Below are 20341 nucleotides of genomic sequence, written 5' to 3' on the forward strand. Positions count from 1 at the left end.
TCCCCACTTCCCCTCTCATATAAGAACTCCCCACTCTATTATAACTTGTTTTAGGTAAAAATGGGGATGGGTCTTATGACCTTTCCATAATTAGAGTCTTATAGACCTGTATTAGTATCAAACATCTTACCTTCTGTTGTTTGTCCTTTTTCCATATAAATACTTCTACTAGGGAAGGCAACAGAAACTCCTTCCTCCTCTAGAATAGTCATAATACGAAAGTTAATATCTTCTTTTACTTCTAAGAACTTAACCCATTGGGTTGTTTCCGTAAAGAAATAAATAAAAATATCTAAACTGCTGTTATTAAACTTATCAAATCGAACCATGATTAATTCTTGATGAACCTCTTCATGATTTCTTAGCATTTCATCAATTCTTCTAGCACAACGTTCCAGTTTGTCCTTCGGTGTAGAGTACATCACACCTAAGTTAAAAGTGATTTGCCGCTTCCCCATTTGCGTCCAGTTTTTTATAGGTTCATTTGCTAACGTGGAATTTGGGACCGTGACAAGTGCTTGAGAAAAGGTTCGTATCTTTGTACTTCGAAACGTAATATCCTCTACTGTCCCTTCCACACTTGGGGTAGCTATCCAATCACCAATAGAGAAAGGCTTTTCCGTAATAATGACGACTCCCCCGAAGAAGTTGCTGATGGAGTCTTGAGCTGCTAATGCAAAGGCTAGTCCACCTAAGCCAAGTCCGGCCACAAAGCCACTTACGTTATATCCCCATACATCAGCAATAATGCTTAAGGCCATGGCAATAATGGCAAACCGAAGTAATTTTGAAACAAACGGAAGGAGAATGTCATCTACTTCTACATTTAACCTTCTCCCTATTTTAACAAAGACGGATGAAGTAGTACCCGACAAATTGAATAAGCCCCATGCCACAAGAACGATAATGAAGGATCTGAGCACCAGTTCATTCATAAAATCATCCACCTGCTCCGGCATTGGTAAATAAACAATAGCTACGTAAAAACCAATCATCGTAAAAAATAATCTTAAAGGGTTTTCAAAAGCTAGCAGGACGTTGCTTACAATATCTGTAGGTGCTTTTCTTGAAAAACGTAGTACCAATCTAAATATATATGTAGTAAAGATCTTGCGAAAAACATGGAAAATAATTACGATCCCCACTGCTATTCCAAGGTCTCTCCAATCAAAATAAAACGCTTCTAAACCCATATGTTTCCCCTTTCCTTTCCTATTCACATAATAATACAGTAACATAACCTTCTAAACAATAATAAGATAACTTACCACCATCCCCATAATGGGAAGTTTTTAAGTTTATAAAATTGTCAAACTTTTTCTATGTTAGCGGTTTCATTCTTTGTGAATAAATGGTTTAATATTGATAATGGGAGTATTTGAAGGTTGTCAACTACTTTGTGGGGGTGACTATTTGATGTATGCGGTCAGTTTAACAAATGTTTTGAAACGTTTTTCAAATGGTTCAGAAATGAAGGTTTTATTTGAAAATATGGATTTTCATGTTACTGAAGGGGAGCTCGTTGTTATTTCTGGGGGAGAAAAAACGGGTAAATCAACATTATTACGTATGATTGCAGCGATGACTCCACCTAATAAAGGTACTGTAAAAGTGCTTGGGAAAGATTTACTGGCACTTAAGAAGCGACCTGAATGGCGTTTAGACAATATTGGTTACATTACGAATGAGGGGGCATTGATTCCTTACTTAACACCAAAACAAAATCTTCTCCTGGGTATAGAAGCGGATGATCCTATTTATCGGGTAAAAGAGAATGAAGCAGAACAAATTCTTCTTGATCTAGGATTTACCTTCGAATCCATGAATGAAACATTGGAAGGCTTAAGTTCGAAGGATCAAATTCTAGCTACGATCGCTAGAATTTTCATGACTAATCCTAAATTAATTTTAGCCGACGAGCCAACGAAGGAGCTGACTGGCAATGAGGGGAATGAAGTGTTAACACAGTTGTTCCGATTTGCCCGAAAAAAAGGCTCCACAATCATCGTAATTAGTAACGATCCAACAATCATCGAAGAGGCCGACCGTTTCTATAAGTTAAAAAACTGTCAGTTATCAGAAGAAAAAAATGAAGCTGTGTGATGAAAGAGATGGTAAGACAAAAAGCTAACTTACAAGCCTTTTGTCTTACCATCTTTATTCTGCTCCATAAATTACGGCAAGTATTGTTAAAATGGTGTACACAACCACTACAGCCACCGACCCAACAAGAAAGAGTATAATAAGAAATTTATGTAATTTACCCATACAGAACAACTCCTTTAAACAAATCCATCCACATTATACACAAATTTTACTCATTTTATCTTGTTTTGGCTACAATTATGGCCCTATTTCTTCTGGAGCAGTTATTATTAAAGCAGTTAACAAAAGAGTAAAAGATAAAAAGCCTAATACCTGCGTAACAAAAATATCCTTTTTAAACACTCCTAAGACTAATTGGAACGATTCCACAATAACCATAATGGCAGATATTAAAAAAGGTATGAAAATGACCAAATAATACTCCGTCATAACTGGAACCTCCCTTTCCAAAAACAAATGTCCAATATCTTATACGTTCTAATCAGGATAAAGTTGCCACTTTTCTTCCTATAAATGTATCACGGTAATTTTAAAAAAAATCAATATGTGCCCATTCCATCTAGTTGAATGTTTCATATGTTATAAGTGGAAAAACATATTTTCGTGAGGTGATATTCCAATGAGTCAAGAGAAGAAGAACTCGCTCCAACCATTCCGTGAAGGTCCATTTGGAGAAATTCTGCAATCCTTAGATTCTTTATTTCAAGATACGTTTCGCCAATTAAGTGCCGCTAGATTTATACCAATTAATCAGTATGAAACTCAATCGGAGTACGTCATTGAAGCGGAGATTCCTGGTATAAAAAAGGAACAAATATCTCTTGATGTATATCACAACTATATTAAAATTTCCGTACAGTCGGAAGAGATTTTGGAACAAAAAGACGACAAAAATCAACTAATAAAGCACAATAGTCGATATGAGCGGGCAGAAAGAGTTGTTGCCTTACCATTTGGTGTCAATGAATCAGAAGTAAATGCTGAATTAAGGGATGGAATATTGACCATTCGAATCCCTAATAAGAGAAAAAGAATTCAAATAAAGTGAGGAGGATGAGCCATGTACTTCCCCCCTAATAATACGAGATACTATCATCAGCCTAATCATGGAATGTATCCCCCTTACCAACATTTTCCGCCTTATTGGCAGCAACAACCTCAACAACAACAGCAACAACGGCCGCAACAGTCACAGCAACAAGAACAACCACAACAAACACAACAGCAACAACAACAACAACAACCGCAGCAAGCTTTTCAAGGGAACTTAGGACCTTACGGGTATCCACCTTTACCACCAAGACCAACAACAAGCTTTATGAATGCCTTTAAAAACGAACAAGGTAAATTTGATTTTGAGAAAACATCCAACACGATCGACCAAGTGGTGAAGTTAGGGAACCAAATTTCACCAATAGTTAAGCAAGTGGGAAGCCTATTTGGAGCAAAAGGCGGTGGCGGTAGTTCTTAATTTCAAATAGAAAACAAAGCGGGCATGGTGCCCGTTTTTATTTTTGCCTTCGTCCATGGGCAGGTCCTTTCAATTTTCCCTAGCCCCTATGCTACAATTATTTTAATAAAAAATCTCACTTTGGGAGTGTGAAATTGATGAGTAATGAAGTAATTGATACGATACTGAACCATCGGTCTATAAGGAAGTTTAAGGACGTAGCTTTAACGGAGAAGCAAATTGAGACAATCGTTTCCTCTGCTCAAATGGCCTCCACCTCCAGCTACATACAAGCGTATACCATTATCGGTGTAAAAAACAAAGAAACGAAGGCTCGACTAGCGGAGCTTGCTGGTAACCAATCTTATGTTGAAAAAAATGGTCATTTCTTTGTCTTTTGTGCCGACCTTCACCGCCACGAAATAGCTGGGCAAATGGAAAAGGTAGATGTAGGCCCATCCTTAGAAAGCACGGAGAAATTTATGGTAGCAATCGTGGATACTACATTGGCTGCCCAAAATGCAACACTGGCAGCAGAATCCATGGGGTTAGGAATCTGTTATATTGGAGGAATTAGAAACGAAATTGAGGAAGTATCTAATCTATTAAAATTACCTGAGTATGTTATTCCACTCTTTGGACTTGCGGTAGGCCACCCTGATGGAGACACAGAGAAGAAACCACGTTTGCCGATGGCAAATGTTTATCATGAAGAAGTTTATGAACAGGATAATGCAAAATTTGTGGAGCAACTCCAGAATTATAACGAAACGATCTCTAATTATTATAACCGCAGAACAGGCGGTAAGCGCACCGACCGCTGGACAGAACAAATGGCAAATATGCTGAAAACCCCAAGACGAATGCAAATAAACGAGTTTTTAAAGAAAAAAGGGTTTATGCGTTCGTAATTAATTTTTTTGAGGATGTTCCAAAAGTTACAGGAGCATCCTTTTTCTTCCTTCCCCCTCCTTCCTTAAACGTTCCATTTCGTTTCGTTGCTTGTTTTCCCTGCATATGATAAACTACAGATAGTTAATTCCGATTAAATTAATCTGTTTTATATGGATTGATATATTATCATCAAGAGGTGAACGTAAATGGGTAGAGAATTTGTTGATTTATTTAACAGATGGGCGGACACATATGATGCCACCGTATCCGGTATGGATGAAGAATACAAAGAGGTTTTCGAGGGATACGGTCAGATCCTTCAAGAAGTTACGGAAAGAGTAAATGGTAGGATACTAGAATTTGGTACAGGTACAGGAAACCTAACTAAATTTTTGCTCGCAAAACCAAATACAGAAGTAACTGGAGTAGAGCCTTCCGATAAAATGAGGGAGGAAGCAAAGAAAAAGCTGCCAGATGCAACTATTCTGCCTGGTGATTTTCTCCAATTCCCAGTTCCGAACGAGCCAGTGGACGCTGTTGTATCAACGTATGCCTTTCACCACTTAACAGACGAAGAAAAATTAAAAGCTGCAAAAATATATTATGAGCTCCTAAAGACTGGCGGAAAAGTTGTATTCGCTGATACAATGTTTATGAATGAAGCATATAAGGAAGAAGTCATACTACAAGCGAAGTCTAATCAGTTTTATAATTTAGCAGAAGATCTTCAAACGGAATATTACACCACTTTACCAGCGATGTCCTCTATTTTTGAAGAAGCTGGCTTTGAAGTAAAGTTTGATTCCATGAATAAGTATGTATGGATTCTTGAGGCTACAAAGAGAGAGACTTAAACCAACAAAGGGAGGAAACAAACCATGACAAAAAAAATGAACGTAGAAAGTTTTAATTTAGACCATACGAAGGTAATTGCACCTTATGTACGCCTTGCAGGTACGACGGAAGGGGCAAACGGAGATAAAATATTCAAATACGATATCCGTTTTTGCCAACCTAACAAAGAGCATATGGAAATGCCTGGACTTCACTCCTTAGAGCATATGATGGCGGAATTCAGCAGAAACCACCACTCGCAAATTGTGGACATCAGTCCAATGGGCTGTCAAACTGGCTTTTATTTATCCATTATTAATGACGAGAGCTATGACAACGTCCTTGAGCTTCTTGAAAAAACATTAAATGATGTCCTAGTTGCAACAGAAGTACCAGCTTGTAACGAAGTACAATGCGGTTGGGCTGCTTCTCACTCTTTAGAAGGCGCGAAAGAAATCGCAAAGAAAATGCTTGCTAAGAAAGAGGAATGGACGGAAGTTTTTCCTCAAGAAGCATAGGAGATACGCCAATGACAATTTATAAAGGCATTCATTCGTTAATTGGTCATACCCCATTGTTTGAAATCACTCAGTTCCAATTACCGAACAGCGTCCGACTTTTTGCAAAGCTGGAATATTTCAATCCAGGTGGCAGCGTCAAGGACCGTCTCGGCCAAGAACTCATCCGAGAAGCCATTGATAATAATCGCATTAGTCCTACAGGGACACTAATCGAGCCGACGGCAGGAAATACTGGGATTGGCCTGGCACTCGCTGCTGTTGGAACAGATGTGAAGGTCATTTTTGTTGTTCCAGAAAAATTCAGTCAGGAAAAGCAAACGCTGATGCGTTCTTTAGGGGCGACGGTTGTAAATACACCAACGGAAAAAGGGATGGTTGGGGCAATTGCTAAAGCGAAAGAGCTTCTAGATGAAATTCCAGACTCCTACTCCCCATCTCAGTTTGCTAATCCAGCAAATCCAAATACGTACTTTAAAACATTAGGCCCTGAAATTTACAAGGACTTAAATGGTAAAATAGACGTATTTGTCGCAGGAGCGGGAACTGGCGGCACCTTCATGGGGACAGCACGCTATTTAAAGGAAGTCCTACCTAATGTAAAGACCGTTATTGTGGAGCCGGAAGGATCTATTTTAAATGGTGGAGAATCAGGTCCACACCGTACGGAAGGTATTGGCATGGAATTTTTACCGGAATATATGGATACAAGTTATTTTGATGCCATTCATACGATTACAGATGATGAGGCATTCAAATGGGTGAAAGAACTAACAAGAAAAGAAGGTTTACTCGTGGCAAGTTCCTCTGGTGCTGCTTTTGCCGCCGCTTTAAGGGAGGCCGAAACAGCCAAAGAAGGGGCACATATTGTAACCGTTTTTCCTGACAGTAGCGAACGCTATTTAAGCACAGGAATATATGAAGGGAAGGAAAACACATGAAGAAAAAAACACAATTAATTCATGGAGGTATTGTTGGAGATCAGTTCACAGGGGCTGTCTCTACGCCAATATATCAAGTTAGTACTTATAAGCAAGAAGGTGTGGGAAACTTTAAATACGAATATTCTCGTACGGGAAACCCTACTAGGGAAGCGTTAGAAGCGTTGATCCGCGACCTTGAAGGAGGTCATGCTGGTTTTGCATTTGGATCAGGAATGGCAGCCATTTCTGCCGTTATGCACCTATTCAAAAGCGGTGACCATATTGTTCTAACGGATGATGTATACGGTGGAACATACCGACTAATGACTAAAATCCTGAACCGATCGAATATTGATGTTACGTTCGTAGATACGAGTTACCCAGAAAAGGTTAAGGATGCGATCCAAGATAACACAGTAATGATCTATGTGGAAACACCAACAAATCCCCTATTAAAGGTTACTGACATTCGCAAAATGAAGGAAATAGCAGACGAACATAACCTTTTACTTGCGGTTGATAACACCTTCAGTACACCTTATTTTCAAAACCCTATTGAACTGGGGGCAGATATCGTCCTTCACAGTGCGACCAAATATCTAGGGGGTCACAGTGATGTGGTCGCTGGCTTAGTAGTAGTCAAAACAGAAGAATTGGCGAAGGAACTCCACTTTATACAAAACTCCGTTGGAGGCGTGTTAGGACCACAGGATTCTTGGTTACTGATCCGTGGAATTAAAACATTAGCTATCCGTATGGAACAAACGGAGAAGAATACACAAGAAATCGTTGCCTTCCTAAAAAGCCGTGACGATATTACCAATATTTTTTATCCAGGCCTCCCAAGTCACCCTGGTCACGATACACACAAAAACCAAGCAACGGGCTTCGGTGGGATGGTTTCCTTCGATGTGGGCAGTGACGAAAGAGCCTTAGAAGTGTTGAAAAAAACAAAGCTATTTACATTAGCAGAAAGCCTTGGTGCAGTAGAAAGTTTAATCAGCTTACCACCAAGAATGACTCATGCTTCTATTCCACGTGAACGCAGATTAGATTTAGGTATTGAAGACGGACTTGTTCGTATTTCTGTAGGTATTGAAGATGCAGAAGACCTTATTGAGGACTTAAAACAAGCATTAGACGCATAAAAATATGGGGTGAGACAAAAGGCTATAAATACACCTTTTGTCTCGCCCTCTTTTATATTGATTTAGTAACCACATTCATATATTCCTTAATTTCAATGCTAGTGGGGGGTAAAGCTGCGAGAATATTATCTAACAGGAAGCGTCGCTTTGCTTTTCGTAAATGACAAAAGCCTAGGATAGAATCACCATTAATATGTTCTACAGAAACCAATCGTTTTGTTACCATCCCCTTTTGGGATAAATACATAATCATTATTGGTTGTCCCGAAAACTGGGCTTTTTGAAAAAACTTTTCCACCCTCACTCCACCTCCAAAGAACATTTGTTCTATTTCACATTATACGAACGAACGTTCTTTATGTCAAATCCATCTTCGTTTAAGATAGCTGTCTACGGAGAAAGCTTGGAATAAAGGAACGTTCTTTTACAGTGGGTGTAGTTTTACAGATGTGCTCTACCATACGGTCTACAATTCTCACACGGGCCTTCTCCTCCGTTTTTTTCTCCCTTATTCTTTGGTCTATTTCCAGATTATTAAATATATCTGCCAACGATACGTTTTTATCTAATAATGTAATATGATCGTATTGATTTAATACCTTCTGGTTTATTTTTTCTTGCCCAGGTAATGGAGATAAAATTCCTGTTGGAATTTTCCAATGAAGCGCTTCTGCCATGGACACCCCTCCTGGTTTTGAAATGAAAAGGTCAGCTGCCTTTAAATAATCAGGATAATCCTCTGAAAAAGACATGTATTGAATCGTCGTACCATTTTCTAATTGGACAGTGTCCCTTTTCCCCTTATCTCCCTTACCTAAAAACCATACAACATGGAAACTAATTAGCTCTCTTTGAAGCATTCTCATAATTTTATCCTCTGAGTAAACACCCTCCCCCCCCCTGCAATGACTAATACTTTTTTGGAAAAAGGGAGATTCAGTTTTTTTTGATATAACTCCTTCTCCACAGGCTCATCCCACTTTTTTCTTAAGGGGATTCCATAGGAATAAAAGGTACATTGAGGGTTTTTCTTCCTTAGTTTTTCTAATTCTGCTTTTTCTGCAACAAAAATCGCATCCATTTCCTTGGAAATAGACAAGCAATGGGTGGAAAAATCCGTTAACACCGCAAATAGTTTTGGTTTATGGGATAAATTTTTTTTAATCATCAAACCAATTTGACTTGCTAATGGGTGTGTAGTGACAATGATTTCATAGCTTTCCTGTTCACAGAAGGATAATAGTTTTTTCCACCAAATCCTTAACAAAGGAGACAGAAGCCATGAGGCAGCCTTACAATTGGTAAATTGATATGTCCAGTCCCACAGCTTGGGAACAGAATAAATACTGTAGAAATAAGCCTTCTTCATGTTAAAAGCAGTTCTTTTTTTCATATAAGAGAAGATGTCAACAATATCTGCTTTATAGCCTCGCTCTTCCCATTCCTCTTGAAGGGCTTTGCTAACTTGGTGATGTCCTTGTCCTACTGATACAGTAAAAATAACCATCCGTTTCGACATTTGTTTAACACCCCATATTTATCATACGTACCAAATAGTATCGCGTAGTTATTGAAGATTCATACAAAAAAAGGGGAATTTAATGGACGATAGCTTGTTACTTAATAACGGAATGAGGTTTAAATGAACAGTACACGTGAATAATGGAAATTAACGAGAAAAAAGGAGGTAGCACATGAAAAAGATTGCAGCAATACTTCTTATAGGTCTTTTAATTGGAGGAATATTATTAGGGTTTGATAATACGGACAAGCTTGAGGTTACAAACTCAGAAACGACAGTCATTAAATCGGAGCGAATTCTTCGATACGACTTCACGATTGAAAACACAGGTGACACTCCTATACAGAGTAAGTTTGATTACCCTGGTCATCACTATTTTGGTATTGAAGTTGTTGTAAGACCCAATGAGAAATTGGCTAGTTTAATGGAAATGGTTCAGGACTCAAAGTACGATAAAATGATTTTTAGAGGTGGAGGTGGCGGTGGTTCCTTTGAACCTAGTAATAAATCTAAGTTTCATCTTGAGTATGAAATAAAAGAAGGCTCCGATCTTGATAAAGTAAAAAAATATGCCTATGACTCCACTTTACTTATTTTAGATGGCCCCAATGTAATTGCAGAAATTGATTTAAGTAAGTTAGAAGATTAGACTTTTTCAAAAGGTTATTGTAGAAGAATATATTTGTTTGGATACGCTACAGGCGTAATGTCACCGTCCTGGTTCCCCGCGGGCAACACTTCAGCAGTTGCTTTTCCCGCTGGAGTCACTGCCTTCCGCTTCTCCAAACTTTTTTCAAAAAAGCCATAAAGTTCCCGTAAACAGTTTAATATAAAAAAATCGCATGTAATTTCTAATGAAGTTACATGCGTTTTTTTCTTTGTTATAACTCTTTTTTCATTGCTACGTGTGGTATGCCTGCATCGTAGAATAAATCGGATGAGGTTACATAACCAATTTTTTTATAAAAGGGTTCGGCATGGGTTTGGGCATTGAGCTTAAGGACAGGCTTTCCTTCTGCTTGTGCCCTTTCCTCCATTTTACTCATAATAAGCTCCCCTACACCTTTTTTTCGATGAGAGGCAAGAACACAAACCCGCTCTGCTTTGCCATAATCTTCAAAGACCCTTAACCGTCCTGCACCAACAGCTTCCCCATTGTCATAGGCAACAAAATGAATAGACTCAGCCTCATGCTCATCCACTTCGATCTCTTCTGGTACTTGCTGTTCTTCAATAAACACCTTTCTTCTTACATTATATGCATCTTTCAGTTCTTCTTCTGTTGTGGCGTTACGTACTTCCAAGCTTAATCTTCCTTCCCTAATAAGAACGTTTCATATACTGTCCAAGTACCGTTTTCCAATTGATATAATAAGGAAAAGCGGTCTATTGTTTCTTCATGGTTAATGGTCTCTAACCGTAACCTACCATACACATCGGAGCATTCATCATTGTCCAACTCTTGTCCGATTGTGATGTGAGGGACAAACTGATACTTACGTGCTGCCGCTAGTTTGCCACTATTTAATTTCTCATGAAGGTTTTCGAGTTCCCCATTTTCTTTCACCTTCATATAAATTGTATTGGTAACTGGATAAAAGGAGCTAAACTTGTAGACTTCTATGGAAAAAGGATTCGTTTCTTTAGCAATCTTGCGAATATCTTTAACAAGCCCCTTGATATCCTCTTCATCAGCTTCAAAGGCTTCTTTAAGTGTTAAATGAGGCGGGATTTTGGAATAATGTGCATCATAACGTTTTCGGTATGAATTAGCAATGTCTTGTAGCTTTTTTGATGGAAAAATCGCAATTCCGTATCTCAATTTGTTCCCCTCCAGTTTTCCTTACTTTTAATTTTTATTATATTTCCCAAACTAATTAGCTCTAACCCACTTCGATTATATTTTGGAAAATTAGCTATGTATAGTTTTCTACATGGTACTTTTAAATACCTTCTAAATACAAAATTTCCCCTTTTTATATTTGTCTTTTTTCTAATAAATTGTTGTTTTTAGAAGAATATAGTTGCAATAACAGCCTTATATTTTCACCCTTAAGCATATTCAGAAAAATTAAAATTTACATATGTTAAAATAAGAGTAAGTTTCATGAAATGGATGACAATACGAGGAGTGGAAAATATGAAAAAAAGAGAACCGGTACACTGCCACGTCGTAGAAAAAGCAGCAAGGGATTTATTAAAGGAGCGGGGAGTAACCATTGAGGATATTGCCATGATTGTGTTTGAAATGCAGCATCCTTACAATAAAAAATTAACAATGGAAGAATGCATAGACAGTGTAGATAAAGTCCTTACAAAGCGGGAAATTCAACATGCTATCCTAGTTGGAGTAGAATTAGATAAGTTAGCAGAAAAGAAACAGCTGAGTGAACCGTTACAATCTATTGTGGAAATGGACGAAGGACTATTTGGTGTCGATGAAACCATTGCCTTTGGCTCCGTTTTTGGCTACGGCAGTATTGCCATTACCACCTTTGGCTATTTAGACAAAGAGAAAATTGGGATAATTAAAGACTTAGATAGTAAAACAGGTACCTCCATTAATACATTCTTAGATGACCTAGTATGCAGTATTGCTGCCAATGCCTCCAGCCGCTTGGCACACCGCTTAAGAGACCAACAGGAAAAACTGCGTGAAGAAGAAATCCTTAATAAAGACCGAGAAGAACGGATTGGATAAGAGCGGAACTCAAAAGGTATGTTTTTAACCTTTTGAGTTCCGCTCGAAGTATTTGCATAGCCGTCGCCCTCTTTAAAAGCCAACTACGAGTGGTTTTCTCGTAGTTGGCGAGCGACGAGCGGAGCAAATACAAACACTATATGTAAAGAGCATAGCCGTCGTACTCTTTTTAAGAGGCCACTAGGAGCGTTTTCTCCTAGTTGCCGTGCGACCAGTGAAGCCATTACCACTGTAAATATAGCCTCATCAGTCAGCAAATTCCGTATCACTGAACACCTAATTGCATATTATAAAAAACAAACAGCACTTCTTGATTATTTTTCCAAATAGTGATATTCTTTTGTGCATGGCAAGCTAGCTAAAACATGAGGTGAATCCAGTGAACAATTCGCAACCAACGCCAAAAAAAACTCGATGGATCTATTTCAAGCAAATCTTTAACTCTAAATTCCAAGCAAGCTGTGTTAAAGCAAAAATTGAAGATAATTGGATCAACGGCTATGAAATCCCACCATGGGTAGAAATCCGCAAAATTAAAAACGACCGTTACGTTGTTCGATATACGTATGATGAGTAACTTGAAGTTCTATATATCTTCATTCCCATCATAAATATTCTATTTCGTAAGCAAAAGATATTTATATTCATATTTTGTAACAATTTGATGGAATTTAATCCTCAACTTTTGATTTCCAAGATCCACCTCTTCTCGGGTCACTACCTCCATAAATTTTATTATTTTGATAATCAATTACTAACGCTTGGACAGCACCGAAATAGGAATTACTATTAGAATATTCAACACGGAGGCCACGTTCAACGAAATCCTCTAAAAAGATAAACCCTTTTTCAACTGTCAAAACATCTTGATCAATTTCCAAGAATGTACGAGGAGCTTCTATCGATGACTGAATTGGCTCTTTAAACTTAATCATTTTGATCAATGTCTGTGCGATCATTGAGGTTATTCTTCTACCTCCAGAGCTGCCTACTCCCATAACAGGCTTACCATCTTTCGCCAATATGGTTGGTGAAATATAGCTATAGGGACGTTTGCCAGGCTCGGGCCTATTTGGTGAATTTGTAGTATTACTAAAGTTATGTAATTGATTATTAAGAAAAAAACCTTCTACATACTTACCAGAACCGAAAAAATTACTCAGTGTATTGGTAGCTGAGACCATCATTCCATTTGAATCTACCACCACAAAATGTGTTGTGTTTTCATGGTCATCAATATCAGCCTGTGAATCTAATTGCAAACTACCTTCTTCATACAAATTAAGATTAGTAATATTGGATGCTAAATAATCAATATGTTCTTGACTAATCATTTCTTCCATTGGTACATCTACAAAAGTTGGGTCCCCAATTTTATGCAAACGGTCTTTGTAACTCTTTCTATTTATTAAACCCATTAATGTGGTAAAAATAGAATTATTCGTTTTTGTTTCTTCAATATTTAATAATTCAGCTAATAGTAAGGTTTGAATTAGCATTACTCCACCTGCTGGTGGAGGAGGAGTATATACATCGAATTCATCAAATTTCCCCTGTAAGGGATCCTTAACTACTACATTGTAAGATTGAAGGTCTTGTTTATCGATACTTCCTGCTTGTCTCATAATACTATCTGCTATATAACCATGATAAAAAACACTCGGTCCCTTCTCTTGGATACTTCTTAATGTTTTCGCCAAGTCAGTTTGTATTAATATATCATCTTTTTTTAAGGCTTTGCCATTTGGAAAGAAATGATCTAAGGGAGGTAAGCGATTTGCAGCAAAAGCAAATCGCTCAGCTAAAGATTGAGAAACTGGTACACCATTTTCAGCAAACTGAATGGAAGGTTCGATTAACTTTTGAATATCCATTTCCCCAAAATCATTATGTACCTCATACATTCCTTTAACAAAACCAGGTATTCCTATACCGTTTGAATCCATTTGAATTGGTGCTGTTTCTCTATAATCGTAAACTACTGGATCTTCACCATAACCAGGGTGAATTAACATAATTCCACCACCGCCAATTCCCGACCCAAATGGCTCCACTACCCCTAAAATGAAAGAGACTGCTATTGCTGCATCAACCGCGTTTCCACCCTGTTCGAGTATCTTTATCCCTACTTGAGTAGCTAAGGGATTATCGGATGTAATTCCATATGTACTAATCTGTTCCCCTTCAAAATTACTACTAATAATAAAATCGCTGCTCTTATTTGTAAAAACATGAACTTGTTTCGAAAAACTATCTTCTTTTACATTCAAAATAATTACTATGCCTAACACCAAGCATATTAGTATTGCATTAAACCAGTTATTATGGAACATAGCTTTCATACCAAATAAACTAGTAATATAATGGTAGTAATACTCAAACCCAATATGACATCAATATTAGCCCTTTTTTTATGTTTTTTGATAGTTTTTAATACCCATTGACTAAATGACATCGTTGATTGTAAATGTTTTTTATTTTTATCCTTTAAAGCAATCATTTACTACTTCCCCCTTAAAACATATTAAATAAAAACACAAAACTAAATGTTAATCCACTGAGCAGCATTGTACTTCCAACTGTTGGTAGTACACCTTGCTTTTGAATTGTATTTGCAATCAAACCTGGAACAATAATCCCAATAGCCTTCAATCCTTCTACAGTTTCAGCCATTGACAAGCTAGGAAACATATAGTCAAACGATAGTTTAAGGAGTATTGCAACTGTCAGCATAGCCGTAAACTTTCTTCTTCCATATAGAATCGTGAATTTAGCAATAACCTTCATCACGATCAAGAAGGTGATAAAACTTATTAAAAAAACAACAGCAATATTAATTAAGTCACCAAACATCATAGCAATATAACCTGGGACAACTAATCCTGCTGGTAGTACCCCAGTTTTCTCAGCATAAAATAAGCTGAAAATAACCCCAGCTACCATAGCTAAATAAACATCTCCACTATCAAATCCAAACATTACATGACCTCATTTCTATGCAGAAGTTACATTTTTAATTTTAATTTGTTCTAGCTGCTTCACTAACTCATCCGCTCCCCCATGGATATTACCAATTCCATAAATAGACCTCCCAGATAAAAACGGTTGGAGTACTTGTACAATTTCTTCCGTAGTTCTTCCTTCTAAATTTAAGAAGTTATTTATAGGGAAATCTCCATTTTTGTAGGCATTTTCTATTGGACCTGTTGTACTCCCCATAGCTATTAACGTGTCTCCTTTAATTTTTGGTAAAACATCCCTTATAAACTGCTCGGTACGGTCCACACGATCGGACCGTGCATTCATAATGATAACCGGGTCTTCTGTAGGATAGCTTAATTGTTTTACACGTTCCCATATATTAATCGTTGATGTAGGATCGTTAGCAGCAAATCCATTTATAAGATAACTAGGCCTGTCCATATCACCTATTGGTAAAATTTGCATCGCCCCTGGGTCCGGCCACGCTTTTAGCATTCCTTTAAATGCAGTTTCTTGATCTATACCCAATATATCGGCCACAGCTAAAGCTAAAGCTGCATTTTCTGGAAACACCATATATTTGAATCTTTTTAGGAACTCCTCTGAAATCCTAGACGTATCACAAACATGAAGCTGGGTATTTCGTTCTTCCGCTATTTCTTTGAAATATTCTACAAACCTACTTTTATTAACGATCAAATGGCCGTTATAAGGAATAGTATTAGCAAAAGATTCTGCTACCTCTTCTAATGTAGGACCTAAAACATCCATGTGATCTTCTAAAACATTTACAATTAAACCAATATTCGCTTGTAAGAGATCTTCCTGAAAAACTGTTTGATAATCTGGATTTACAGCCATACATTCACTTACAAGGGCCTCTGCATTTAATTGTGATGCTTTTGCTACTACTTTTTTCTGTTCTCCTATATTGGGTCCTTCTAATCTTCTCTTTATAGGCTCCTCCTTGTTATCAAACCAGTAAAGCATTCTAGCATCTGTTCCCGTCGTTTTCCCTACTGTCTTATACCCTGCCTCATGTAAAACACCTGTTATTAATCTAGTAACAGTAGATTTACCTCTAATACCATTAATATTTACACGAACAGGAATACTATCAATATTTTTTTGGTGGACCACTTTTTCTCTAACACCTATTAAAAAGGCTAAACTTACTAAAATAATGATAAGGATCAGTACCATTCTTTCTACCTCCATCTAAACTTTCAATTTTATTCTGAATCTTTTACTTTGGTTCTTCATTGGTACCTTCCGTTAAATACACTTATTTTATATTAAATAGATCAGATTACTACGTATTATGGAGTACAGTTATTATTGGCATTCCCACGCCTCCTTTGTATTTCTATCACAAAATGGAATTACAAATGGTTTGTTGCCCAATCAAAATACTACAAAACCCATCAAAAAGTGTAAATGATACAAATCTCACTCGACATAACAAGCCAAACTTCCCATATTCATGAAATATTTTATAATTTCTCGATAATTATTGTTACTTTTTTCACAATATATATATAAAAGAATAAAATGATGCATGAAGTAAATTAGGAAAAATAGAATACGCATCTTTTCTGTAAAATGAAATTAAAAATTGTAATATAAATATTTAAGAGAGGAATACCATATGAAGGACAAGGGCTACTGGAGTTAATTTCTTTATTTAGATTATATAAATCACTTAAAGAAATAGGACTTATTAAATATTAGCAATTGTGTATATTTAGGTTAAGCTTCCTATTTTGTAATGTAGTACATATTTAAATGTAATTTTATCGTAATGGTAATATTTATTTTTATGAGATATTGAAAAAAATGAAAACTCGATTCGTTAAAAGTAACTTTCAATAGATAATGTTTAAATAGTATTACTTTTCATTGTAAAGCTTGACATTTTGTTATTTTTGCTATAAAGTTTTAGTTATAATCCATATTAACGATCCATTAGCTCAGCTGGGAGAGCGCTACCTTGACAGGGTAGAGGTCACTGGTTCGAACCCAGTATGGGTCACCATACATAATAATTGTTTAAAAACCAACGTTTGGAAACGTTGGTTTTTTTGTGCATATGTAAAAGGTAGCGACGATACATCTATTTCGTTAAGGGAGTATTTGATGCTTTACACATTGGTAAATGTTTAGGTTTAAAATCGGGTGTTTTCATGCAATATAAGAAGAACAGATATATTAAACTATTACTTCATACGTCCTTTTCACTCGAATTCTATGGTTCATAAAATGTAGAATGTTATAGTCACATTTGCCATAGTACTTTGTTTCGAAGTGTTTGTGTATCATGTTAACTACATCCAATTCACTTAAGTCAAAGTCTTGTCCATTATGTTCATCAATGACATAAAACATATTAGAAACGATTTCTTCCCATTGTTTAGTTTTTAAATTTCGATGTTCTTTTTTTCTGTGTTCTTTAAATTTGGTTAAATAACACTGAATCACATTTATAGTCCTATCATCTACAGAATGATTTTGAATAAATTCATGAAAGGAAAGCATTGGGCGATGTTTCATTGCCCCATTTTCCTTATTGTTAGTCCTTGAAGTATTCTTTGATTTAGTCTCTGGTAATGGTAAGTTCAACGTGCTTAAATGATCATACCAACTTGCTAAATTGGTCAAGTCAATTTGATCCAATGGTATTTTCTCTAACGCCTCTAGGACAGGATAATTAACTCTATACCATTTTCTCCTATCAATTTTAAGCTTGTTATAATTACCGGTAACAATTAACTTCTTTACTTCTAGACTTTCCATTATTCGCTTTATGGTACTCGTACTCCAAAATGGAAATTGTTCCTTCCACTCTTCATAGCTATTGTATGTCCAGTAATAACCAACTTTATAGTTTTTTCCCGTTTTTTTATTCAATTCATTCCAGTAATAAATTTGTTGAAGTATGATTGCTTCGTTCAGCCCTATTTTTACAGCTAATTGTGGACGCAACAGCAACGGAAATTCGTTAAATGATTCACACATTAAGCTATCCCCTTTTTTCCTAAATGATTAATATTCTATCAGCTCTTTTAACCCTTCCTTCCCTCCACCTCATTTCCTGAAAACACCCCATAACTTATTAAATACACGACTTTTAAAGAAAAGGGAGTGTTTTTTTAAAAAAGAAGAACGTTTTTTCTTAATTACGTCACTTCACTCACAATTTAGACACAATATCTACCTAATCCCTGTCGATTTTGGTTAGTTGAAAAATGAAAACATCCTACCTAAACAAGAGAAAATTTAATATTATTCTTTCATAGCCTCTGATAAAATAAAAAGATACCTTTCAGAGTTGAAAATAAAAACTTTTACCACTATTTATTGATTAAATCAGCTTAGGAGTTGGAATTTTATATGAACAAAAAAGATGTAGCAAACATTCGCAAACAATTTAAAGTGAATAACGATTTACTAAAAATCAGCGACATATTCAATGTATATATTATGAAGGATTCTAGTGAAATCTATCATTATCAGAGCCAGCCATTTGAGATGCTAGACCAGGATCAGCAAGAGCTATTTATGAATAACTTCAAAAAACTGCTTGGAGGCCAATTAAATGAGAAGCTATTTGAATTAAAATTCCAGCGTGACGTCGAAAATAATAGTCAGCTTATTCTACATCAAGGATTACTAAGTAGTGATGTAGAAGGCTGGACAGAACAAATGCTTAAGATTGTGGGAAAAATGTTAGAGAAGCGCCAATATGAGATGGATATTGTCATCAGTTTTATCCGAGGGGAATATTTTAAACCGATGAAGCGTCAAAGTAATGAGACGGAAGAAAGTGATCGGGATACTGTTTATTCCCATTCCTTTATCCTTTGCAGTATCAATAAAACACAGGATCCAAAGAAGGAATTACTCTTTGACTATGTAGAAAAGGAATTCAAATACAATATTGTGGTGGACCCAATTATCAACTTAAATGCTCCCATATCAGGGTTTCTATTTCCTTGTTTTACAGACAATGCCATGGATGTTAACCATGTACTATACGCAGCGGGGAAAGCACATGAACCGGATCATTTCTTCATCGAAGAAGTATTAAATGGGGAAGAGCCCATGACTGCTCAAGATGAAAAAATTGTTTTTGAGGAAATTGTCAAAGAAGTAACGGGAGATCAACTAAACACCACCACCCTCCACCATGTCTATGAAGAAATTAATCGTGTAGTAGAAGAGAACGAAGAGGAAGAAGCACCGAAATTAGACTACAAAGACGTCGAACAAGTGTTAACGATGAGCGGAATAAAGGATATAAATTCAGAAAAGGTAGAATCTGCTTTTCAAAAAATAATTGATGATGAAAAATATGAAATAAGTGCAACTAGTATCGTACCAAAATACAAATCAAAATCCATCAAAATCAATACAAAAGTAGCGAACGTTTCCATTAGCCCTCAAGACTTGCGATACGTTAGACAAGTCAACTTCGAGGGAAAACGGTACCTCATGATTGAAGTGGAAGAAGACACTGTGATCAACGGATTCACGATGATTCCTGAAGCCTTTGCAGGAAATAATTAAATTCTAATACTAACCTTAATAGACCCTTCTATATAACTTTACTGTCATATAGAAGGGTTTTTAGTTTGCAAAGTTTCCCGGAAGAACCCATGCTAATAAATTTCTTCACCATGGGGTATGAAAATTGTACATTGTCTCTCGAATCCGTTCCAGGCGGACGCTTTCCGCGGGTAATGCTTCAGCCTCCTGATATGAACGAAACTGTCAAGGCTCCCTCTCTAAATTAGTAATGCGACTATTTTTGGATACTCTTAAGAAGAGGAGCTACTTTTTGGCTCCTTCCACTGTTGCCTTGTTTGCCTATTTGATTATTTTTTCCTTTCTTTAGCTTAATTTTTTAACCTCAGCTCTTTAAATGGTTGTCAAGTGCTCTCCTTGACTGCCATTTAAAGAGCTGAGACACTTGTTTAAGCTAAAGAAGAAATAAAGATATTCATGCCTCCTTATTATTTATTTGAATAGATGTTAAGGACACGGCACGAAGGCAAAAACTCTACTGCGGTTAGCATTCTGATATTCGTGGGTTTTCACATTTTATCTTTCCGTATAAAGGACTTTTCCACTAACTCGTGACGTGCGTTAACCTAAACCAACCAAGGTATAGCACAGAGGAGGCACGTGGTTTTTCCTTTCCGGTATTTCTCTTTGCCTTCGAGCCCTATTCTCATCTATCTATTTAATCTATATATTTGCTTAC

24 protein-coding genes and 1 tRNA gene are annotated in these 20341 nt (G+C 36.7%); 13 read left to right on the forward strand and 12 right to left on the reverse strand.

Annotation, left to right across the window (positions count from 1 at the left end; genetic code table 11):
• Positions 1-98 precede the first annotated feature (98 nt).
• Positions 99-1193, reverse strand: a complete 1095-nt coding sequence (locus tag J2S74_RS06175) for a mechanosensitive ion channel family protein (RefSeq protein ID WP_307323114.1) — start codon at positions 1191-1193, stop codon at positions 99-101.
• Positions 1194-1416: 223 nt separating this feature from the next.
• On the opposite strand from J2S74_RS06175, the gene J2S74_RS06180 reads away from it, so the two are divergent.
• The gene (locus J2S74_RS06180; RefSeq protein ID WP_307323116.1) at positions 1417-2103 is read left to right on the forward strand and encodes an ATP-binding cassette domain-containing protein; all 687 of its coding nucleotides are present in this window, start codon (positions 1417-1419) and stop codon (positions 2101-2103) included.
• Between the two features lie 240 nt (positions 2104-2343).
• Here J2S74_RS06180 and J2S74_RS06185 read toward each other — a convergent pair whose 3' ends face one another.
• Entirely contained in the window at positions 2344-2535 is a 192-nt protein-coding gene (locus J2S74_RS06185) for a hypothetical protein (protein ID WP_307323118.1), read from the reverse strand.
• Positions 2536-2725: 190 nt separating this feature from the next.
• Here J2S74_RS06185 and J2S74_RS06190 point away from each other — a divergent pair, with 190 nt between their 5' ends.
• The 7 genes from J2S74_RS06190 to J2S74_RS06220 all read left to right on the forward strand — a co-directional run bounded on the left by J2S74_RS06190 (position 2726) and on the right by J2S74_RS06220 (position 7873).
• Positions 2726-3154 carry an Hsp20/alpha crystallin family protein gene (locus tag J2S74_RS06190; protein ID WP_307323120.1) on the forward strand — a complete coding sequence of 143 codons (429 nt, stop codon included), beginning with the start codon at positions 2726-2728 and terminating at the stop codon, positions 3152-3154.
• 63 nt (positions 3155-3217) lie between these two features.
• Positions 3218-3577, forward strand: a complete 360-nt coding sequence (locus tag J2S74_RS06195) for a YppG family protein (protein ID WP_307323177.1) — start codon at positions 3218-3220, stop codon at positions 3575-3577.
• Positions 3578-3714: 137 nt separating this feature from the next.
• On the forward strand, positions 3715-4467 hold the full coding sequence (gene nfsA, locus J2S74_RS06200) for an oxygen-insensitive NADPH nitroreductase (RefSeq protein ID WP_307323122.1): 753 nt from the start codon (positions 3715-3717) through the stop codon (positions 4465-4467).
• Between the two features lie 189 nt (positions 4468-4656).
• A complete protein-coding gene (locus J2S74_RS06205; protein WP_307323124.1) occupies positions 4657-5304 on the forward strand; it encodes a class I SAM-dependent methyltransferase in 648 nt (215 codons plus the stop codon).
• Between the two features lie 24 nt (positions 5305-5328).
• Complete coding sequence (locus tag J2S74_RS06210; RefSeq protein ID WP_307323126.1) at positions 5329-5802, forward strand: S-ribosylhomocysteine lyase; 474 nt, start codon at positions 5329-5331, stop codon at positions 5800-5802.
• A gap of 11 nt (positions 5803-5813) precedes the next feature.
• Positions 5814-6743, forward strand: coding sequence for a PLP-dependent cysteine synthase family protein (locus tag J2S74_RS06215; protein ID WP_307323128.1), 930 nt, complete (start codon positions 5814-5816; stop codon positions 6741-6743).
• Entirely contained in the window at positions 6740-7873 is a 1134-nt protein-coding gene (locus J2S74_RS06220; RefSeq protein WP_307323130.1) for a bifunctional cystathionine gamma-lyase/homocysteine desulfhydrase, read from the forward strand. Before J2S74_RS06215 ends, J2S74_RS06220 begins: the two co-directional genes overlap by 4 nt.
• A gap of 52 nt (positions 7874-7925) precedes the next feature.
• On the opposite strand, the gene J2S74_RS06225 is transcribed toward J2S74_RS06220, so the two are convergent.
• The 3 genes from J2S74_RS06225 to J2S74_RS06235 form a co-directional block, all read right to left on the reverse strand.
• Positions 7926-8171 carry a transcriptional regulator gene (locus tag J2S74_RS06225; RefSeq protein ID WP_307323132.1) on the reverse strand — a complete coding sequence of 82 codons (246 nt, stop codon included), beginning with the start codon at positions 8169-8171 and terminating at the stop codon, positions 7926-7928.
• A 79-nt stretch (positions 8172-8250) separates the two neighbouring features.
• Positions 8251-8733 carry a glycosyltransferase gene (locus tag J2S74_RS06230; RefSeq protein WP_307323133.1) on the reverse strand — a complete coding sequence of 161 codons (483 nt, stop codon included), beginning with the start codon at positions 8731-8733 and terminating at the stop codon, positions 8251-8253.
• Between the two features lie 2 nt (positions 8734-8735).
• Positions 8736-9392 carry an MGDG synthase family glycosyltransferase gene (locus tag J2S74_RS06235; protein ID WP_307323135.1) on the reverse strand — a complete coding sequence of 219 codons (657 nt, stop codon included), beginning with the start codon at positions 9390-9392 and terminating at the stop codon, positions 8736-8738.
• A 175-nt stretch (positions 9393-9567) separates the two neighbouring features.
• On the opposite strand from J2S74_RS06235, the gene J2S74_RS06240 reads away from it, so the two are divergent.
• Entirely contained in the window at positions 9568-10044 is a 477-nt protein-coding gene (locus J2S74_RS06240; protein ID WP_307323137.1) for a hypothetical protein, read from the forward strand.
• Positions 10045-10276: 232 nt separating this feature from the next.
• On the opposite strand, the gene J2S74_RS06245 is transcribed toward J2S74_RS06240, so the two are convergent.
• Positions 10277-10699, reverse strand: coding sequence for a GNAT family N-acetyltransferase (locus J2S74_RS06245; protein WP_307323139.1), 423 nt, complete (start codon positions 10697-10699; stop codon positions 10277-10279).
• Positions 10700-10701: 2 nt separating this feature from the next.
• Positions 10702-11217 carry a YjcG family protein gene (locus J2S74_RS06250; RefSeq protein WP_307323140.1) on the reverse strand — a complete coding sequence of 172 codons (516 nt, stop codon included), beginning with the start codon at positions 11215-11217 and terminating at the stop codon, positions 10702-10704.
• Positions 11218-11535: 318 nt separating this feature from the next.
• On the opposite strand from J2S74_RS06250, the gene J2S74_RS06255 reads away from it, so the two are divergent.
• Positions 11536-12096 (forward strand): phosphatidylglycerophosphatase A family protein, encoded by a 561-nt coding sequence (locus J2S74_RS06255; protein ID WP_307323142.1) that lies wholly within the window; start codon positions 11536-11538, stop codon positions 12094-12096.
• A gap of 379 nt (positions 12097-12475) precedes the next feature.
• Complete coding sequence (locus J2S74_RS06260) at positions 12476-12673, forward strand: hypothetical protein (protein WP_370875971.1); 198 nt, start codon at positions 12476-12478, stop codon at positions 12671-12673.
• A 94-nt stretch (positions 12674-12767) separates the two neighbouring features.
• On the opposite strand, the gene ggt is transcribed toward J2S74_RS06260, so the two are convergent.
• The 4 genes from ggt to pgsB are packed head-to-tail and all read right to left on the reverse strand — an operon-like array spanning position 12768 to position 16275.
• Positions 12768-14387 carry a gamma-glutamyltransferase gene (gene ggt / locus J2S74_RS06265; RefSeq protein ID WP_307323146.1) on the reverse strand — a complete coding sequence of 540 codons (1620 nt, stop codon included), beginning with the start codon at positions 14385-14387 and terminating at the stop codon, positions 12768-12770.
• Between the two features lie 47 nt (positions 14388-14434).
• Complete coding sequence (locus J2S74_RS06270) at positions 14435-14596, reverse strand: hypothetical protein (protein WP_307323148.1); 162 nt, start codon at positions 14594-14596, stop codon at positions 14435-14437.
• 14 nt (positions 14597-14610) lie between these two features.
• Entirely contained in the window at positions 14611-15075 is a 465-nt protein-coding gene (pgsC, locus tag J2S74_RS06275) for a poly-gamma-glutamate biosynthesis protein PgsC (RefSeq protein ID WP_307323150.1), read from the reverse strand.
• Between the two features lie 15 nt (positions 15076-15090).
• Complete coding sequence (gene pgsB, locus J2S74_RS06280; RefSeq protein WP_307323179.1) at positions 15091-16275, reverse strand: poly-gamma-glutamate synthase PgsB; 1185 nt, start codon at positions 16273-16275, stop codon at positions 15091-15093.
• Between the two features lie 762 nt (positions 16276-17037).
• On the opposite strand from pgsB, the gene J2S74_RS06285 reads away from it, so the two are divergent.
• A tRNA-Val gene (locus tag J2S74_RS06285) sits at positions 17038-17113 on the forward strand.
• 173 nt (positions 17114-17286) lie between these two features.
• Here J2S74_RS06285 and J2S74_RS06290 read toward each other — a convergent pair.
• The gene (locus tag J2S74_RS06290) at positions 17287-18093 is read right to left on the reverse strand and encodes a hypothetical protein (RefSeq protein ID WP_307323151.1); all 807 of its coding nucleotides are present in this window, start codon (positions 18091-18093) and stop codon (positions 17287-17289) included.
• A gap of 375 nt (positions 18094-18468) precedes the next feature.
• Between J2S74_RS06290 and J2S74_RS06295 the strand changes: the two genes are divergently transcribed.
• A complete protein-coding gene (locus J2S74_RS06295; protein ID WP_307323153.1) occupies positions 18469-19644 on the forward strand; it encodes a DUF4317 domain-containing protein in 1176 nt (391 codons plus the stop codon).
• Positions 19645-20341: the final 697 nt, after the last annotated feature.

Origin of the sequence: Evansella vedderi, from assembly GCF_030813435.1 — a bacterium.
Classification (GTDB): Bacteria; Bacillota; Bacilli; order Bacillales; family Salisediminibacteriaceae; genus Evansella; species Evansella vedderi.

Bases quoted from the DNA above. Each gene is read 5' to 3' on its own strand.
- nfsA (WP_307323122.1), top strand. From the start codon at position 3,715: ATGAGTAATGAAGTAATTGATACGATACTGAACCATCGGTCTATAAGG.
- J2S74_RS06180 (WP_307323116.1), top strand. From the start codon at position 1,417: ATGTATGCGGTCAGTTTAACAAATGTTTTGAAACGTTTTTCAAATGGT.
- J2S74_RS06255 (WP_307323142.1), top strand. From the start codon at position 11,536: ATGAAAAAAAGAGAACCGGTACACTGCCACGTCGTAGAAAAAGCAGCA.
- J2S74_RS06195 (WP_307323177.1), top strand. From the start codon at position 3,218: ATGTATCCCCCTTACCAACATTTTCCGCCTTATTGGCAGCAACAACCT.
- J2S74_RS06205 (WP_307323124.1), top strand. From the start codon at position 4,657: ATGGGTAGAGAATTTGTTGATTTATTTAACAGATGGGCGGACACATAT.
- J2S74_RS06190 (WP_307323120.1), top strand. From the start codon at position 2,726: ATGAGTCAAGAGAAGAAGAACTCGCTCCAACCATTCCGTGAAGGTCCA.
- J2S74_RS06210 (WP_307323126.1), top strand. From the start codon at position 5,329: ATGACAAAAAAAATGAACGTAGAAAGTTTTAATTTAGACCATACGAAG.
- pgsC (WP_307323150.1), bottom strand. From the start codon at position 15,075: ATGTTTGGATTTGATAGTGGAGATGTTTATTTAGCTATGGTAGCTGGG.
- J2S74_RS06240 (WP_307323137.1), top strand. From the start codon at position 9,568: ATGAAAAAGATTGCAGCAATACTTCTTATAGGTCTTTTAATTGGAGGA.
- J2S74_RS06290 (WP_307323151.1), bottom strand. From the start codon at position 18,093: ATGTGTGAATCATTTAACGAATTTCCGTTGCTGTTGCGTCCACAATTA.
- J2S74_RS06185 (WP_307323118.1), bottom strand. From the start codon at position 2,535: ATGACGGAGTATTATTTGGTCATTTTCATACCTTTTTTAATATCTGCC.
- J2S74_RS06230 (WP_307323133.1), bottom strand. From the start codon at position 8,733: ATGCTTCAAAGAGAGCTAATTAGTTTCCATGTTGTATGGTTTTTAGGT.
- J2S74_RS06215 (WP_307323128.1), top strand. From the start codon at position 5,814: ATGACAATTTATAAAGGCATTCATTCGTTAATTGGTCATACCCCATTG.
- J2S74_RS06220 (WP_307323130.1), top strand. From the start codon at position 6,740: ATGAAGAAAAAAACACAATTAATTCATGGAGGTATTGTTGGAGATCAG.
- J2S74_RS06175 (WP_307323114.1), bottom strand. From the start codon at position 1,193: ATGGGTTTAGAAGCGTTTTATTTTGATTGGAGAGACCTTGGAATAGCA.
- J2S74_RS06295 (WP_307323153.1), top strand. From the start codon at position 18,469: ATGAACAAAAAAGATGTAGCAAACATTCGCAAACAATTTAAAGTGAAT.
- J2S74_RS06235 (WP_307323135.1), bottom strand. From the start codon at position 9,392: ATGTCGAAACGGATGGTTATTTTTACTGTATCAGTAGGACAAGGACAT.
- J2S74_RS06270 (WP_307323148.1), bottom strand. From the start codon at position 14,596: ATGATTGCTTTAAAGGATAAAAATAAAAAACATTTACAATCAACGATG.